Annotated in this window: 14 protein-coding genes; 11 read left to right on the forward strand and 3 right to left on the reverse strand. The window is 47.2% G+C overall.

Translation table 11 applies throughout. The features are described from left to right. Nucleotides 1-102: 102 nt before the first annotated feature. Complete coding sequence (locus tag Q0277_RS04345) at nt 103-933, reverse strand: prephenate dehydrogenase (RefSeq protein ID WP_297995948.1); 831 nt, start codon at nt 931-933, stop codon at nt 103-105. A gap of 81 nt (nt 934-1,014) precedes the next feature. Here Q0277_RS04345 and bamA point away from each other — a divergent pair, with 81 nt between their 5' ends. The 10 genes from bamA to Q0277_RS04395 all read left to right on the forward strand — a co-directional run bounded on the left by bamA (nt 1,015) and on the right by Q0277_RS04395 (nt 13,484). Continuing rightward, nucleotides 1,015-3,270 (forward strand): outer membrane protein assembly factor BamA, encoded by a 2,256-nt coding sequence (gene bamA / locus Q0277_RS04350; RefSeq protein ID WP_297881641.1) that lies wholly within the window; start codon nt 1,015-1,017, stop codon nt 3,268-3,270. A gap of 563 nt (nt 3,271-3,833) precedes the next feature. Beyond that, nucleotides 3,834-5,213 carry a M23 family metallopeptidase gene (locus tag Q0277_RS04355; RefSeq protein WP_297995951.1) on the forward strand — a complete coding sequence of 460 codons (1,380 nt, stop codon included), beginning with the start codon at nt 3,834-3,836 and terminating at the stop codon, nt 5,211-5,213. Nucleotides 5,214-5,263: 50 nt separating this feature from the next. Next, complete coding sequence (lpxC, locus tag Q0277_RS04360) at nt 5,264-6,148, forward strand: UDP-3-O-acyl-N-acetylglucosamine deacetylase (protein WP_297995953.1); 885 nt, start codon at nt 5,264-5,266, stop codon at nt 6,146-6,148. A 63-nt stretch (nt 6,149-6,211) separates the two neighbouring features. Then, the gene (locus Q0277_RS04365; protein WP_297995955.1) at nt 6,212-6,610 is read left to right on the forward strand and encodes a glycoprotease; all 399 of its coding nucleotides are present in this window, start codon (nt 6,212-6,214) and stop codon (nt 6,608-6,610) included. Nucleotides 6,611-6,618: 8 nt separating this feature from the next. Further along, nucleotides 6,619-7,500 (forward strand): homoserine kinase, encoded by an 882-nt coding sequence (gene thrB / locus Q0277_RS04370; protein WP_297995957.1) that lies wholly within the window; start codon nt 6,619-6,621, stop codon nt 7,498-7,500. A 21-nt stretch (nt 7,501-7,521) separates the two neighbouring features. Beyond that, nucleotides 7,522-7,749 (forward strand): hypothetical protein, encoded by a 228-nt coding sequence (locus Q0277_RS04375; protein WP_297995959.1) that lies wholly within the window; start codon nt 7,522-7,524, stop codon nt 7,747-7,749. After that, nucleotides 7,733-10,441, forward strand: coding sequence for a translation initiation factor IF-2 (infB, locus tag Q0277_RS04380; RefSeq protein ID WP_297995960.1), 2,709 nt, complete (start codon nt 7,733-7,735; stop codon nt 10,439-10,441). The genes Q0277_RS04375 and infB overlap by 17 nt, the downstream gene beginning before the upstream one ends. Nucleotides 10,442-11,453: 1,012 nt before the next feature. Continuing rightward, nucleotides 11,454-11,819, forward strand: coding sequence for a 30S ribosome-binding factor RbfA (gene rbfA, locus Q0277_RS04385; RefSeq protein WP_005872391.1), 366 nt, complete (start codon nt 11,454-11,456; stop codon nt 11,817-11,819). Beyond that, nucleotides 11,812-12,231, forward strand: a complete 420-nt coding sequence (gene rimP, locus Q0277_RS04390; protein WP_297995962.1) for a ribosome maturation factor RimP — start codon at nt 11,812-11,814, stop codon at nt 12,229-12,231. Before rbfA ends, rimP begins: the two co-directional genes overlap by 8 nt. Before the next feature lie 1,130 nt (nt 12,232-13,361). Continuing rightward, nucleotides 13,362-13,484 carry a hypothetical protein gene (locus Q0277_RS04395; protein WP_297995964.1) on the forward strand — a complete coding sequence of 41 codons (123 nt, stop codon included), beginning with the start codon at nt 13,362-13,364 and terminating at the stop codon, nt 13,482-13,484. Nucleotides 13,485-13,521: 37 nt separating this feature from the next. Here Q0277_RS04395 and Q0277_RS04400 read toward each other — a convergent pair whose 3' ends face one another. Beyond that, nucleotides 13,522-13,776, reverse strand: a complete 255-nt coding sequence (locus Q0277_RS04400; RefSeq protein ID WP_297995965.1) for a hypothetical protein — start codon at nt 13,774-13,776, stop codon at nt 13,522-13,524. Between the two features lie 542 nt (nt 13,777-14,318). On the opposite strand from Q0277_RS04400, the gene ribD reads away from it, so the two are divergent. Next, nucleotides 14,319-15,476, forward strand: coding sequence for a bifunctional diaminohydroxyphosphoribosylaminopyrimidine deaminase/5-amino-6-(5-phosphoribosylamino)uracil reductase RibD (ribD, locus tag Q0277_RS04405; RefSeq protein WP_297995967.1), 1,158 nt, complete (start codon nt 14,319-14,321; stop codon nt 15,474-15,476). Nucleotides 15,477-15,554: 78 nt separating this feature from the next. Here ribD and Q0277_RS04410 read toward each other — a convergent pair. Continuing rightward, the coding region (locus tag Q0277_RS04410; protein ID WP_297995968.1) for a hypothetical protein at nt 15,555-16,150 on the reverse strand (596 nt) is incomplete at its 5' end.

Genomic DNA, 16,150 nt, shown 5'->3' on the forward strand with positions numbered 1-16,150 from the left:
GGATTAAAATTTAAATTTACGCGGGCTGTTTGAAGGCGAAATTTTAGAATTTAAAGGCGTGCTCTTGCAGCGTCCGTCGCGTAGTCTAGCCGCGCTGAAATTTTAAATAATATCCCTTAGCTTACGCGCTTCATACATCCACGCTTCAAGCTCATCCCAGAGCTCATCACGAATCATCTGCACGCAAATTTCAAGCTCATTTTTAAAAGCGTCGATCGCGCCTAGTAGGTTCGTGCGGTTTTGCTTGAAAATATCGACCCACATCTGCGGCGAGCTTTTGGCGATACGGCTCATGCCCGAGAAGCTGCCGCCGGCTAAATTTATGATATTGCGGCGATTTTCCTCTTTTAGTACGCTGTTTACGAGCGAGTAGCTGATCGCATGCGGTAGGTGCGAGATGAGCGCTACGTGGTGATCGTGGCTTTTTGCGTCCATAAATACGATCTTCATCCCCGCGAACGAAAAAATTTCGACCGCTCGTTTGATATGCACTTCATCTGCGCCGTGATCGTCGCAGATGACGACGACCGCGCCGTTTAAAAGCTCTTTAAACGCCGCTTGCGGACCGGAATTTTCAGTGCCCGCCATCGGGTGAGCCGCGATGAAATTTCGTCTGATCTGTGGAGGACAGTTTTGCAAAATTTTAAATTTCGTGCTTCCCAGATCGATGATTGTCGTTTCACTTCTGCAGTCGCTTAGTTTTTGCAACGTCTCAATAATTGCCTCCACGGGGATTGCAAGAAAGATCGCGTCGCAGCTTTGCTTCATCTGCTCTAGACTTAAAATTTCATGCACGAGCCCAAGTCTCAGAGCTTCTTTTTCGTTTTCGCGGTTGATGTCGCAGCCATAGACGGCGCTGATGATTTTGGTGCTTTTTAGACATAGCCCAAGAGAGCCGCCGATGAGACCCAGGCCGATAATTCCTATCTTCATAAAATTCCTTTTTGATATATGCAAGTTTTAATTTTAATGTGGTATTATACGCAAATTATTTTCGTTTTTAGGTAAAATTTTATGAAAAAAAGCGTTTTTTTACTCTTAGTAGGCGGGATTTCCGTGGCATGCGCCGCGCAGATAAAATCCATTAAATTTGAAGGGCTAAGGCATCTTTCTCCACAGGTCGCACAGCAAATTTCAGGACTTAAGGTAGGCGATGAGCTTAACGGCGAAAACACCAATGCTGCGATCTCGAAGCTATTTGAGCAGGGCTATTTCAGCGACGTTTATATCAGCGAACAAGGCGGCGCGGTCACTATCAACGTAACCGAAAAACCGACCATCGCTAAGGTAGAGATCAAAAACGTAGTTACCAATGATCGCGATAAGATAAATGAGCTCATCGGCTTGCGTCCGGGTCAGGTTTACGATGAGGTGGCTGCTAAAAAAGCGGAGACCCGCATCAAGCAATACTACGAAGTCAAGGGCTTTTTTGACACCGTGGTGGAATTTTATCCAAAGCCGATAAACGACGATAAATCGGTCATCTTGCTAACGATCGAGGTAAATCGCGGCGAAAATATCATCATCGATAAGGTAAATTTAGTAGGCGCAGACAAGCTCGACTATGACGATATAGAGCCATCCGTTGCCAATAAAGAACGCGAGATGCTGGGCTGGATGTGGGGCTTTAACGACGGCAAGGTAAAAACCGCCGAGCTTCCTAACGACGCAAATAGAATTCAAGAAGAATATTATAAAAAAGGCTACTTAGATGCGCAGGTTTCTGCGCCGCTACTTAATGCCGATATGGATAATTACACTGCTGATTTGACTTATTATATAAAAGAGGGCGAGCAATACACCGTAAGCTCCGTAGATATCGAATATCCTGCAGATATAATCAAGCTTGATAAAGAAAAGGTTTTGGATGATTTCAAGCTTCAAAAGGGCGATACAATGAATTCAGAGCGTTTGCGCCGCGATATGAATACGCTAGAGACTTTAGTCGCGGATCAGGGATATGCCTATGTGCGCATCGTGCCTAAGACTAAGCAGGACAAAGAAGCTCGCACGGTCGCTATCACGTATCAAGTCATCCCTGAGGATAAAGTCTATATTAGAAACGTAACGATCTCGGGTAACGATAAGACCGAGGATAAGGTCATTCGCCGCGAGATGTATCTGACCGAGGGAAATTTATATAGCAAAACCGATTACAACGATTCGTTAAATTCTTTAAAACGCACGGGATATTTCGATGAGGTGGAGATTAAAGAAAACCGCGTTTCTAACGATCAGATCGATCTTGAAGTCGCAGTCAAAGAAGCTCCTACAGGCTCTATCACGGGTGGTATCGGATATGGCAGCGAGGATGGAATTTTGCTTAGTGGCGGTATCAGTGATCGTAACGTATTCGGCACCGGTCTTCACGGCGCATTCTCGGTCGAAAAAAGCGACGATCAGTTAAGCGGACGCTTGAGCTTAACCAATCCTAGAGTATTTGATTCTGAGTATAGCTTGGGCGGATCGATCTTTGCCAATGACTATGACTGGGACGACTACGATGAGAAATCTTACGGATTTTCAATCACGGGCGGTCGCAAGATCGGGCGCAATACCGATGTAAGCCTTACGTATTATCTCGAAAAGAGCGAAATCAAGGGCTTAAACGAATATTACGCCAAAGCGGGCTATCTAGATGGCAAGAATTTAAAAAGCTCGATCATCCCGTCTATTACATACAACAGCACCGATGATTATTACTTACCAAGAAGCGGTATGATCGCAAGTGCTAGCTTAGAATACGCGGGTCTTGGTGGCGATATGGACTACACCAAGGCGCGAGGATCGTTTAACTACTATTTTGGCTTGCGAGATTATATCGATCACGACATTATCTTTAGATACAAAGCTGCAACGGGCTATATGTGGGAAGGTAATAAAAAGATCCCGATCAATGAAAAGCTATTCCTGGGCGGAATGAAAAGCATTAGAGGCTACGAAGGTCGCAGTATCCCGAAAAAAGAGATCTGCTTAAATGCAAATAATTGCCGCTATATCGAAACAGGCGGCATGCAGAGCTTCAATAACTCCTTTGAGCTGAGCTTTCCGGTAGTTGATAGGCTTAAAATGCGCTTTGTAACGTTTTTTGACTACGGAATGATCGGCGATCATGACTGGAATGAGGAGGAGCGCTACAGCACGGGTGCTGGTATCGAGTGGATGACGCCGATGGGGCCTTTGCAGCTATACTTCGTTAAACCGCTTAATAAAAAACCGCACGACGACACAAATAGCTTCGAATTTAGCATCGGCGCTAGATTTAATTAAACGCGGCGACTTGCGAACGCTGTGGCGTGCGTAGAATTTTCTACCGCACGCCTTAAAATTTAGTAACGCTGCAATTTTGACTTTTCTTGTCGCGCTAATTTGCAGCCGAATTATTGTAGGCGGGTTGAGCTAAATTTTAATTGGAATTTCGCTCGGCTTAGGATAAAATTTAAACGCATAGCTTACTTGGGACTTTTTAAAGTTTTAGTTATCAAGATAGTTTAAAATTCCATTCGTATGGCAAAATTTTAAGTACAAGAGTTCTAAAAAAAATCAATGCAAGCAATTAGCATAATTTAAAGAAATTCTAATATTGAAATTTTAAAGATTACGATCTAGACGATAAACGCCGCTTTGTCGCGCGTGGAATTTCACTGCATAGGATTTAGCGCGCCACCAAATTTTAAAGCTCATAAATTTTGAGATTCTAAAATCGCGAGAATTTAAAATTTTAAATCGCCTCGTAAATCGCTAAACATTTGCGTTAAATTTTGCCTCGCTTTACCGATAATTTAAGTTAAGCTTGTAAAATCGCGCTCTAAAATCATATCAAAGGCTCTTTTATGCGTAGAAATGGCAATGGAACGAAGCTTAAAATTTTAATATTTCTTATTATAATATGCGCTTTGGTTTATGGAATTTTTAGAATTTTCACCTCGCCGAAATTTGAAAAAAATCCTCCGCAAATTGCGCTGGAAAATGAAATTTATTGGAATTTAACCTCGCCTTTAAAGATTAAAATTTCAGACGATACCGGCATTAAGCTCGTTCGCGTTAACTTAAATGACGGAGCCAGCACGATACCGCTACTAAATGAGGAGCTGAACGTTCCGCAAACGACGCTAGAGCTTGCCGTGCAATTTCCTAAAAATTTGATGCTTAATAAAGATAAAAACTACAAGCTCGAGGTTTTTGCAAACGACATTAGCTCGTGGAATTTTGCGCAAGGAAATAAGAGCGTAAAAACGGCAAATATAATAATAGATGACAAAAAACCCGTCATAAATATCATCAATCAATCCTATAAAATCACCAAAGGTGGTAGCGCTGTAGTCGTATTCTCAGCTAGAGACGAGCGCCTAAACGAAGTCTATGTCAAAACCAACTATGGCAAAATTTTTAAAGCGATTCCTTTTGTAAAAGAGGGCTATTATGCGTCTCTCGTAGCGTGGCCTGCAAATTTGGAGGAATTTCGCGCAGAAGCGGTCGCCACCGATCATGCAGGCAATGAAAGCATTTCGCAGATCAAGTATTTTTATCAGGACAAAAAATATAAAGTCTCTACTATCAAGCTAAATCCGGGCTTCATTAACGGCAAAGTAAGTGATCTGGCTAGCCAATACGCGCAGAATTTTAACTCGATGAGCGATTTGGAGAAATTTAAATTCGTAAATGAAACTCTGCGTAAGAAAAACGGAGATGATCTGCACGCTGCTACTAGCGCGGTGCACGAGGATAAAATAAATGGATTTGAGCTAAAGCCTTTTTATCCGCTTGCTAAAGGCGCAGCGGTAGCAAGCTTTGCCGATCATCGGATATTTTTTATGAACGACGAACAAGTAAGCGAGTCATGGCATATGGGGCTCGATCTAGCAAGCGTCGCAAACGCCGATATCAAAGAGAGCAACTACGGCAAGGTAGTTTTTGCGCAGGAAAACGGAATTTTCGGATTAAATTTAGGAATTTACTACGGCTTCGGCTTATACGGCATATACGGACATTGCTCGGCGACGCAGTTAAGTGTGGGCAGCGACGTAAAGCCGGGCGACATTCTAGCGCAAACGGGTTCAAGCGGTTTTGCTTTCGGAGATCATCTGCATTTTGGCATCGTAGTTCAGGGTGTGGACGTAAGACCAGAGGAGTGGATGGATCCTAAGTGGATGAAAGATAACATTACCGATGTCTTAGAATCGTCCAAAAAAGTAATAGAAAAAGGTAAGTAAATTTTAAAATTTTCGCTATAATGCGCGGGTTAATGAAAACGAGGATAGAAATGAGACAGACAACGATAGCTAAGAAAGTCCATAACGTCGGCATCGGGCTACACAAAGGTGAGCCTATCAGACTTACGTTAGAGCCTTTAGAGGCGGGCAGTGGAATCGTATTTTATAGAAGTGATCTCGGTATTAGTTTTAAAGCCGAGCCGAAAAACGTCATAAATACGCAGATGGCGACCGTCGTAGGAAATGAGAAGGGCTATATATCAACAATAGAGCATCTAATGAGCGCCATTAATGCCTATAGTATCGATAATATCCGTATCATCGTCGATGCTAATGAAATTCCTGTAATGGACGGAAGTTCGGCGAGCTTTTGTATGCTTTTGGACGAAGCGGGCGTAAGAGAGCTCGACGCAAATAAAAAAGCTCTCATCATCAAGCGAGCTGTGGAGATTCGCGAGGGAGATAAGCTCGTGCGCTTAAGCCCTAGCAAGAGTCCGAAATTTGATTATACGATTAAATTTAGCCATCCGCTCATCGGCACTCAGCACCATGTTTTTGAATTTAGCAAGAAATCTTATCTTAAAGAAATTTCGCGAGCGCGCACGTTTGGATTTTTAAAAGATGTGCAAGCGCTGCGCTCTATGGGGCTAGCTCTAGGCGGCAGCTTGGAAAATGCCGTCGTAATCGATGAAAATAAAATTTTAAACCCCGAGGGCTTGCGTTTTGAAAACGAGTTCGTCCGCCATAAAATTTTAGACGCAATCGGCGATCTTGCGCTCGTAGGTGCTCCTATTTTGGGCGATTATACGGCATTTGCGGGAAGCCACGATCTAAATCATAAACTAACTTTGGCAGTCCTTGCCGACGCTAAAAATTTCGAGCTTGTAGATCTTACCGCCGAGGTTGTGCGCGAATATCAAAAAGTCTTTGCTTAAGGCTGCAAAATCAAAGAGGTTGAAATTCTAATTGCCGCTCTTAGCGCTCCATGCCTACTCGGTGTGTATGAAAACGGCGCTAAGATAGCGGAATTTTCAAGCGCTGAAGGCGAAAAAGCCGATAAATTTCTGGTTGCTAAATTTAGCGAAATTCTAAAAACTTATAAAATCAAAGAGCTCATCTACGCAAATACTCCCGGCAGCTTTATGGGCATGAAGGTAAGTTACGTGATTTTGCGCACGCTTAGCATCGCCCTTGATGTGCCGCTGTACGCGATCAGCGGCTTTGAGCTAAGCGGCTTCGGGCCGATCAGGGCGAATAAAAACTTCAGCTACGTTTACGATCGCGGCGAAATCAAAATGAAAAAATGCACCCCCGCCCCGCTATCTTTGCCGCAGGATTTATCGGTTTTAAATAAAAGCGATGATATACTTCCAAATTACATCATAGAAGCGGTTTAGGAGAAAATTTGATTATAAGAATTCCTGCGACGAGCGCAAATTTAGGCCCCGGTTTCGACGCGCTCGGCCTTAGCCTAGGGCTATTTAACGAAGTAGAGATTACCGAGCAGAAGTTTTTTTGCGTATCGCTTAGCGGCGAGGGCAGCGACAGAGCGTGGCTTAAGAAGGGCAACGCTTTTTTGAATATTTTTAATGAAATTTACAGAAAACTAGGCGGCGGACAAGAGTTAAATTTTAAATTCGCCTTTCACAACAACATCCCGTTTTCGCGCGGGCTGGGCAGCAGCTCGGCTGTGATCGTAGGCGCTATCGCAAGCGCTTATAAAGTTTGCGGCTTTGAGATCGATCGCGCTAAAATTTTAAACACGGCGCTGGAATATGAAAATCACCCTGATAATATCGCGCCCGCAACGCTCGGCGGCTTTGTCAGCAGCGTCGTGGACGGCAAGACGGTTCGCGCGCAAAAATGCGAAATTTCGCAAGATCTGCAAGCGGTCGTCGTCATCCCCGATACTCCGATGCCTACGAACGAATCTCGCGGCAAGCTGCCTAAGAGCTTTTCGATCAAAGATTGCGTTAGCAACCTCTCGCATGCGGCGTTTCTGACCGCTTGCTTTATGCGACGCGATTACGACAGCTTGCGTTACGCCTGTATCGATAAGATGCACGAGCAGATGCGCATGGGCGTGCTCCCGCAGCTTTTTGGGGTGCGCGAGATTGCCTATGATAACGGTGCGCTTATGAGCTCGCTCTCGGGAAGCGGCTCAAGCTTTTTAAATTTAGCCTACAGATCCGACGCCGCAAAGCTTAAAGCCTGCCTTAGCGAAAATTTTAAAAACTTCCGCGTCGAAATTTTAGAGATCGACAACGGCGGCTTTAATATTGACTAAGAAAAATAAAGATATAATCGCATGAGCGAACCGATTAGGATGTGCGTTATTTGCAAGGGGCGCTTCGCCAAGCGCGAACTCCACGCCTTTTTGCAAAATTTTAAAAATATAAGCTCAAACAGACAATTTTATATTTGCAACGGTTGCATAAATCAAAAAGAGAAAATTTCAAAATATCTATCTAAATTTGCGTCTAGTGCAGATTTGGGACATATCAAGGAGAGGGTTTTAAATGGGTGTTCTGATTAAAGATATCGCGGACGAGCTTGGATACGCAAGCAAAGAGATAATCGAAAAAGCGCAGGAGATGGGCTTTAAAAAGGTAAAAACCGCGTCGAATAAAGTAAGCGAAGAGGAAGCTGCCGCTATTTACGATTATATCCAGACGGGAATTTTGCCGGGGAAAAAGTCAAAGCCCACAAAGAAAAGCTCCGAAAAAGCGCAAGAGGACGAGAATAAGCCCGCTAAAAAACAGAGCGAAACTAAAAGAACCGCTAAAAAAGAGAGTCCTAAAAAGGCGGAAAGCTTAAAAGCTTCCGAATCCAAAGAGCCCGCGCAGAGCGCCAAAGAGCCTAGCGACGAAAAAACGCGTACGCAAGAGCCTGAGGTAAAAACCGAAAAATCTCAAAATCAAAAAGAAGAAATTTCCTCCGCCCCGCAGGAGAAAGAGGAGAAGCAAAACGCCGCCTCAAAGCCTGCGCCGGTGCAGATAAACAGCGGCGATAGTATCGCTAGCGAGAGCTTGCAAAAGCGTCGCGGCTTAGTCATCGTAAAAAAGAAAAAGGAGGTTCAAACCCCGGCGGCACAAGATAGAACCGAGCCTAGGCGCGAAAAGATAAGTGCGAGCCTAGAGGCGATCTTCTCAAATGCCGAACTAAATTTGAAAAAGAAAAAGATCGAAAAGAAAAAAGCTCCCGCGGCTAAAAAAGAGGACGCCCTTAAAATCGACATCATTCCTGATCACGAGATGGCGGATATCGTCATTGAGGACGAGGATGTCGTGGTAATGCCCGATTTCACCGTCAAACCGATCCAGACCGAAAACCGCACCAAAAGTAAAAACCAACCCAATATTTATCGCGCCTCGCAGAATCAAATTTTCAGCAGTGAGGGCGGTATAAGTCGCGGCGGTCGCAAAAAGCATAAAAAAGCCCCTCGCGAGCGTGATAGCGAAATTGTAAGCTCGGTAAATATTCCAAAAGAGATCCGCGTCTATGAGTTTGCCGATAAGATCAAAAAGCAGCCTAGCGAGATCATTGGCAAGTTATTTGCGCTTGGAATGATGACGACGAAAAACGACTTTTTGGATGAGGACGCGATAGAAATTTTAGCAAGCGAATTTGGCATTGAAGTAAACATCATCGATGAGGCGCAGGAGTTTGATTACATCAAGGCCTACGAGGACAGCGAAGGCGAAGAAAATTTAATCGCTAGAGCGCCTGTCATTACCATCATGGGGCACGTCGATCACGGTAAAACGAGCCTGCTCGATTATATCCGAAACTCGCGCGTCGCAAGCGGCGAAGCGGGCGGCATCACGCAGCACGTAGGCGCGTATATGGTCGAGAAAAACGGCAGAAAGATTACCTTCATCGACACCCCTGGCCACGAGGCCTTTACTTCGATGAGAGCGCGTGGAGCCGAGGTTACCGATATCGTAATTATCGTAGTGGCCGCAGACGACGGCGTCAAGCCTCAGACCAAGGAGGCTATAGCGCACGCCAAGGCCGCAAACGTGCCGATCATCATCGCGATAAACAAGATGGATAAGCCTAACGCCAATCCCGATCTCGTAAAAACGGGGCTTGCAGAGCTTGACATCATGCCTACCGAGTGGGGCGGTAGCTACGAGTTCGTGCCGATCTCCGCAAAAACGGGCGACGGAATCGAAAATTTATTAGAGATCGTGCTTTTACAAGCCGATCTTTTAGAGCTCAAAGCAGATCCTAGCAAGCAGGCTAAAGCAACCATCATCGAAAGCTCCCTTCAAAAAGGGCGCGGCGCCGTTGCCACAGTCATCGTGCAAAACGGCACTCTACGCGTCGGCGATACCGTCGTAGCAGGCATTGCATACGGCAAGGTGCGCGCTCTTAGCGACGATAAGGGCAGGGCGCTAAAGCAAATTTTACCGGGCGAATGCGGCGTCATCATAGGCCTTAGCGAGGTTCCGGGCGCGGGCGAGACGCTAATCGGTGTTTCAAGCGATAAGGAAGCGCGCGAGTATGCGAGCAAAATTTACGAGCATCAGCGCCAAAAGGAGCTTAGCAAATCCACCAAGGTTACCATCGACGAGCTAAGCGCCAAGATCGCCGAAGGCTCGCTAAAGAGCCTTCCGGTGATTGTCAAGGCCGACGTCGCGGGCTCGCTGGAAGCTATCAAAGCAAGCCTTGAGAAGCTCCGCAACGACGAAGTCAAGGTCGATATCATCCATAGCGGCATCGGCGGTATCACGCAAAACGACATCGCCCTAGCAAGCGCCAGCGAAAACTGCGTGATCTTGGGCTTCAACGTCCGTCCTACGGGCGAGATCAAAGAGCTTGCCAAGGAGCGCGGCGCGCAGATTAAGACCTACAACGTCATCTATAATCTCATCGACGATATAAAGGCGCTTTTGAGCGGCCTTATGAGCCCGATCATCAGCGAGGAGGCCTTGGGTCAAGCCGAGATCCGCCAGGTCATCAACGTGCCTAAGATCGGGCAGATCGCGGGCTGCATGGTTACCGACGGGCTCATTGCTCGCGGCGCGAAGATCCGCGTCATCAGAGAGGGCGTCATCGTTTTCGAGGGCAACGTCAGCTCGCTCAAGCGCTTCAAAGACGACGCCAAGGAAGTCGCCAAGGGCTTCGAGTGCGGCGTAGGCATCGAGGGCTATGACGATATGCGCGTGGGCGATTTTATCGAAAGCTACAAGCAAAAAGAGGAGCAGGCTACGATCGACTAATGCTCGCGGAATTCCGCGCGGGCATTCGCTTTGTTTGCATGGCTTGCGGCTAAATTTTAAGCCTTGATCGCGCCTTGAAATTTTATGCTCGCAGAATTTGGGCGCGAAATTTCGTCTTTTAAATTTAATGATTAACGCGTGAGCAAAGCTTTAAATTTTGTCGGTTTCTGCGCGAAGTTCTGCCGCGTAGCGCTAGTTTTGAAATTTTAATGTTTTAGATTTTTCTTGCAGCGGGCTTTGCGATAAATTTTAAATTTACGCCGTTTGCTGATCGCAGATTTTCCGCGCGACTTAAATTTTAAATTTAATCGCAAAGTTGAAATTTTAAAGCGGTAAATTTAGATTTAGCGCGGTATCGAAGCGTTTTTAAAATTTAAGATAAATTTCGAATTGGTGCAGTGTGGCAAAACAGTGACGCGGAGAACGGCACGGTGCAAGCGGTGTAAAATGAGACCGCAACGGCGCTAAGAAGGCAGCGCGGCAGCAATATAGCGCCGTGGTGAGCAGAATACGGCGTAGAATAGAACTGCGCCTTACGCGGAAATATTTCTGCGGTAGCGGTGCGGCTATGCGACGAACGTTAGGGTGCGAGCCATGAAATTCTACGCAGCCTGCGTTTTAAATTTAAGCGCGAAGCGCGCGGGCTAAAATTTAAAAGCAAAATTTCAAAGCAGGGCTTGCGCCTTTTAAAATTTAAGAGCGAAATTTTGAAAGGCGAGGCGCTGTTCGCAATTCCGGCGGGCAGCAAACCGCTTAGAATTTAAATGGACGCTCCGGCGCATCGTAAGCCGCGTCAAATTTAAACAGACCGCGTCGCTGCAGGACGGATATTTCGCAACGCCGAAGTGGAATAGAATTCCGCATCGCCATAGGATGGACGCGAAATAAGATTCAGTGCCGTCGCGAGACGGACGCTCCGCTGCGACAAAGCAATAAAATTCCGTCATCGCAAGACGTAAAATAAAATTCCATCGCCGTATAATCTGCGGCGATTTAAGATAGCGAGGTAAAGATGAATCCGACCGAACTCAGAAGACTGCGCACGCAAAGCGTGCTAAAGCAGCTCATCCCCGAAGCGCTCGCGAGCCTTGAGGACGAGCTTTTGCGCGGGCTGTGCGTCACCGACGTGGAGTGCAAGCGCGGGCGCTACGACGCGTTCGTGTATCTGGATAAAAACGCCTTCGACGAGCGCGAGCAGGAATTTGTGCTCGAAAAGCTCGGCCGCGTGGCGAGATATTTGCAAAACTTCTGCGCCGAGGCGGAGGGCTGGTACCGCTGCCCCGCGTTTCACTTCAAATTTGACGATCGCTTGGAGTATCAAAACAAAATGGACGATCTTTTCGACAAAATAGAGGAGGAGCTGCGCAAAAATGGTTGATTTAGAGGCTTTGGCGCGCGAGTGCGGCGTGCAGCTTTACGACGTGGAGACGGTGAGTGAAAACGGCAGAACGATCTACCGCATCAGTATCACGAAAGCGGGCGGCGTGGGCCTAGACGACTGTGAGCGGCTATCGCGGCTGCTTTCGCCGATTTTCGACGTAGAGCCGCCGCTTGAGGGCGAGTGGACGCTGGAGGTCGGCTCGCCCGGGCTTGAGCGCAAGCTAAGCAAGCCGCAGCATTTCGCAAACTCCGTGGGCGAGCTGGTGCGCCTAAGCCGCACGGACGGGCAGAAGCTAAGCGGAGAGGTGCTTGGCTGCGAAGACGGCGTGCTTAGACTGCGCACGGACGGCGGCGAGGTAAGCGTGCGACTTGACGAGATCAAAAAGGCGCGAACCTACGTGCAGTGGTAGCGGTGGAGATTTTTAAAATTTTGTATGTAGGGCTTTGGTGTGCGGTGCTTGAGAAGTGTGGGCTTAAATTTTAAGTTAAAGTGGCGAGGCTAATTTGGATTTGCCTTGCTTTTTGCGCGCTTTTAAGTATTGCGTCTATCGCGAGCGATGCACGGCTCGCGGCATCTTGCCTCGCTTTTTAATTTGGCGCGCGATATTCGGTGCGGCTTTCAAAAACACATACCGCGCGCAAACCTTTCGCGTTGAGCTTGATCGTATCGCACGAAAGCATTTCTGCGTTGCAATTGTTCGCATGCGCACCGCGGCGAAACGCCGTTTCGCCAAGCTTTCAGCGGAGCTTGCGCCCGCGATTATCGGCATGTGATACGAGCGCGCGTACTGCGGGCAGAGCGAAAATTTCGATAAATATGAGCCTCTCGCGCGGACGTGCCCGCAGCACCGCCTTGTTGCGTCGCATGGGCACGCGAGCATGTTAAATTTTGGATTTTTTAAAAATTTGCCGCTGTCGGTCGCTTTTGATCTCTCGCGGCGCTCGGCGCAAAATTTTAAAATTCCAGCACCGCTTGTTTGTTTTGAAATTTCAGATCGCGCCGACAAAAGATAATTTTTACGCCACTGGGCGGCGCTTTGAAATTTCAGATCGTACCGCTAAAAAGCAAGCTTCGCGGCGATTTCTGCTGCGTAAATTTTAATTCCCATGCCGCGCGTACCGTTTTGAAATTTCACGCTGCGTCGTTAAAAGATAAGTTTTGCGTGACGCTTACGCGTTGCTTTAGAATTTTACGTCGCGCCTGAAAGCGGCTAAATTTAAAATTTACGCGCTGTTTTGACGCGGTAAAATTTCAAACCTTTTGCTGCAAAGCAGAATTTTAAATTTTACGCTTTGCCATAAATTTAGATTTTACCGTCCGCACCAGAATATTGCGCCTGCGAGCTTTGCGGCGTCCGTATCGTGATCGTGCCCCTAGTAACTATTTGCAAGTGTGGCTTGATTGCAAAATTTCATCGATAAAGCTTTTTATAAAATTTCGGCGGTTTTGCTTTGGCAATAAAATTTCGGCGAGAACGCGAAAATCAAAATCGAATAAGGCGCGCCGCAAAATTTTACGCAAAGCGGTGCGGAAAATTCCGTGTCGCGAGACATAGACGGCACGCAAAACTCGCAAGGCAAAATCCATAGCAAAGCGGGAAATTCCGCGATAAATTTACGTTTTAAAACTCTGCGGACGGAGGTTTGCGCGCCGCTCATCTGATAATTGAAATTTCGCCAAGCGGCGCGGATGTTTGCGACTATGAAGCGGAGATGCCGATCGTGGCTAGCAGTACGGGCGAGGTCATGAGCCCTACGATCGTAAGGATCCACGCTAATATCGCTATTACGAGCGAGGCTTGCTTTTTGACGGCTTGATAGGTCGCGGCGATCGCGCACAAAAACGCAAGCGGAACAAAGACGATCCCTAGAAAAAATATCCCTAAAATCGCAAAGACTATGGAGAGTATCCCAAGCACATTTGATTGGGCTTGAACGGTCGGTTGTTCAGACATTTTAATCCTTTGAAAAAAATTATGTAATTCTACCCCCCCCCTCCCTGAATTTGAGCTGAAATTAAGCCGTGCCTTTTGGGGCCGTATATTCACGCTCGATTGCGATTTTGCCATGGCGCCTATTAAAATTTTACTTCGCAGAGCCGGCCTCTCCGCGCTATCGGCAAACGCTCTTTTGCACGATAAGCGTAAAATTTTGTGTCGTCCGCGCGCGAAACGGACGCCGCAAAATTTACGATTTAGGATAAAATTCTAAAACCTATGGTAAGATTTCTCAGTTTCGTTCCTGCGCGGAATCTTGCTCCTACACATACGGCGCGCGGCTTGCACTTTGATAAATTTTGCGCTTAAAGCAAGCTCAATGCCTTACAGATAGGCTAAAGCGCGAGGTCGGCGTCATCCAGCGCAGCGAGGAAGGGCGTAGGCGGGCAAGCGGGTTGCGTCCGAGGCGTAATCTGTTGCGGGCAGAGAAGGTTGCCGACTAGCCGCAATTCGGCTAAGCGATCGCGGCGGAGCGGGACAATTTAAATTTTGGATTTTGTATGAACGACGAATTTTATATGGATTTGGCGCTGCGTGCGGCGTGGCGCTATCAGGTCTTGACGCTACCCAACCCCGCCGTGGGCTGCGTGCTTCTGGATAAGGGCGGCAGAGTTCTTGGTATAGGTGCGCACAAAAAGGCGGGCTTTTTACATGCCGAGGTAAACGCCGTTTTCGCCACGCTGTGCGATCTGGATGCAAATTTCGCGCAGGATTTCGCCCGCGAATACGCCCGCAAATTCGGCGTTAAATTTCAAAACCTAGAAGCTCTAAAAAGCGCGCTTTTGCAGCCGGGCTTCACTTACGATTTTATCCTAAACCGCCACGGCGGGCTTTTGCGCGGCGCTTGCGCCTACGTCACGCTCGAGCCCTGCGCGCATCGCGGCAAGACTCCATCTTGTGCCGAGCTTTTGGCGCAGCTCGGACTGTCGCGCGTGGTAATCGGCACGCGCGATACGAACGCACAGGCTGCGGGCGGCGCGGAAATTTTACGCCGCGGGGGCATAGAGGTGAAATTTGACGTTTGCTCTGCCGCGGCAGAGGAGCTTGCGGAACCGTTTTATATGGCGCGCGAGAGCGGCTTTTGCTTCATCAAAATCAACGTCACGCTAAACGGCGCGGTACATGGGCGAATCGGCAGCGAGAAGCAGCGCGCATTCGTGCACGAGCTGCGCAGCGTGTGTGATTACATAGGCGTGGGCGGGCAGACTGTGCGCTCCGACAGACCGACGTTGGACGTGCGTGCGGCTAAATTTGATGAAATTAGCGCTTTGGCAAGTAGCGCCGATAAGCGAGTGTTAGACGCTTGTGCAGTGCCGCAAAATCTAAAGCTGCGCGCACCCGACGTTTGGATATACTCGCGCCGCGCGCTTTCGGATTTTGATGCGAGCATTCCGCTTTTCGGCGTCGCAGATCGCAAGGTAGAGGTCTCGCGCTCGCTGCCTGCGGACGCAAAAATCACGATGATAGAGGCGGGGGCGAGTTCGTTTGACGAGTTCGCGCAGTTTGCGAGCCACGCGCTTATTTTTTACAGCGCGCAGATGAGGGACGCGGGAAATTTTAGAGCAAATGCCGCGCTACAGCCGCTTTTTATCTCTAGCGCGGGCGATCCGCACCTAGAAGCGAACGAATTCTACGGCTGGTTTAAAATTTTAAAGTAGAGCAAGACAGTACTGTAGCTGCAGAAATAGTATTTTAATCAAAATCTTGTGTTTGCCTGGTAAAAAGCAGTAGCGACTTTAAATATCTAAACATAGTATCGGTATAATCACAAAGAACGCGATTATAAGCAGTACGATCAATAGTGCTTTGTCAATTTTGTAGTGTCTTTTGCTACTGCAATTTTGCAAAAATTTCCCCAACTCATATTCGCTGCTCTTGAATAGCCAAGCTGTCCAAATTATCCCTAAAAATAGACACATTGCTGAAAATGCCGCATTTGACTTTTGCCATACGATCGTACCGAAAATCATAAATAAAGATAGTATGTTTACGATGAATATACCTATCGTCGCAAAGGCGATGAAAAATATGAAATTTAGCTTGCGATCGACCCTTTTGACGTAAAAATCGCTCAAACTACTGCTGACGTAAAAGGCGAATAGCTCAAGAATCGCCGTCGTAAAAGGCAGGCGAATATCGCCCGGGAATAAAAAATAGCCCTTCAAAAAACCTATTACATCGAGGTCCGAGAGCATTGTAAGGTGCCACGAAGCAACGTAAAATGAAATCAAAAAGACTGCTAAAAAGACGTTGCCTAAAAGGAACTTGTAAATTAGATATTTTATGTTTTTGCGCACCTTGGCTCCCTGAAATTTCGCGAGATTATACGTCA

It is taken from the genome of uncultured Campylobacter sp. (assembly GCF_938030815.1).
GTDB lineage: Bacteria > Campylobacterota > Campylobacteria > Campylobacterales > Campylobacteraceae > Campylobacter_B.

Excerpts from the sequence above, each read along its gene's own strand:
- Q0277_RS04345 (WP_297995948.1), bottom strand. The coding sequence starts at position 933 with ATGAAGATAGGAATTATCGGCCTGGGTCTCATCGGCGGCTCTCTTGGG.
- bamA (WP_297881641.1), top strand. The coding sequence starts at position 1,015 with ATGAAAAAAAGCGTTTTTTTACTCTTAGTAGGCGGGATTTCCGTGGCA.
- Q0277_RS04355 (WP_297995951.1), top strand. The coding sequence starts at position 3,834 with ATGCGTAGAAATGGCAATGGAACGAAGCTTAAAATTTTAATATTTCTT.
- lpxC (WP_297995953.1), top strand. The coding sequence starts at position 5,264 with ATGAGACAGACAACGATAGCTAAGAAAGTCCATAACGTCGGCATCGGG.
- Q0277_RS04375 (WP_297995959.1), top strand. The coding sequence starts at position 7,522 with ATGAGCGAACCGATTAGGATGTGCGTTATTTGCAAGGGGCGCTTCGCC.
- infB (WP_297995960.1), top strand. The coding sequence starts at position 7,733 with ATGGGTGTTCTGATTAAAGATATCGCGGACGAGCTTGGATACGCAAGC.
- rbfA (WP_005872391.1), top strand. The coding sequence starts at position 11,454 with ATGAATCCGACCGAACTCAGAAGACTGCGCACGCAAAGCGTGCTAAAG.
- rimP (WP_297995962.1), top strand. The coding sequence starts at position 11,812 with ATGGTTGATTTAGAGGCTTTGGCGCGCGAGTGCGGCGTGCAGCTTTAC.
- Q0277_RS04400 (WP_297995965.1), bottom strand. The coding sequence starts at position 13,776 with ATGTCTGAACAACCGACCGTTCAAGCCCAATCAAATGTGCTTGGGATA.
- ribD (WP_297995967.1), top strand. The coding sequence starts at position 14,319 with ATGAACGACGAATTTTATATGGATTTGGCGCTGCGTGCGGCGTGGCGC.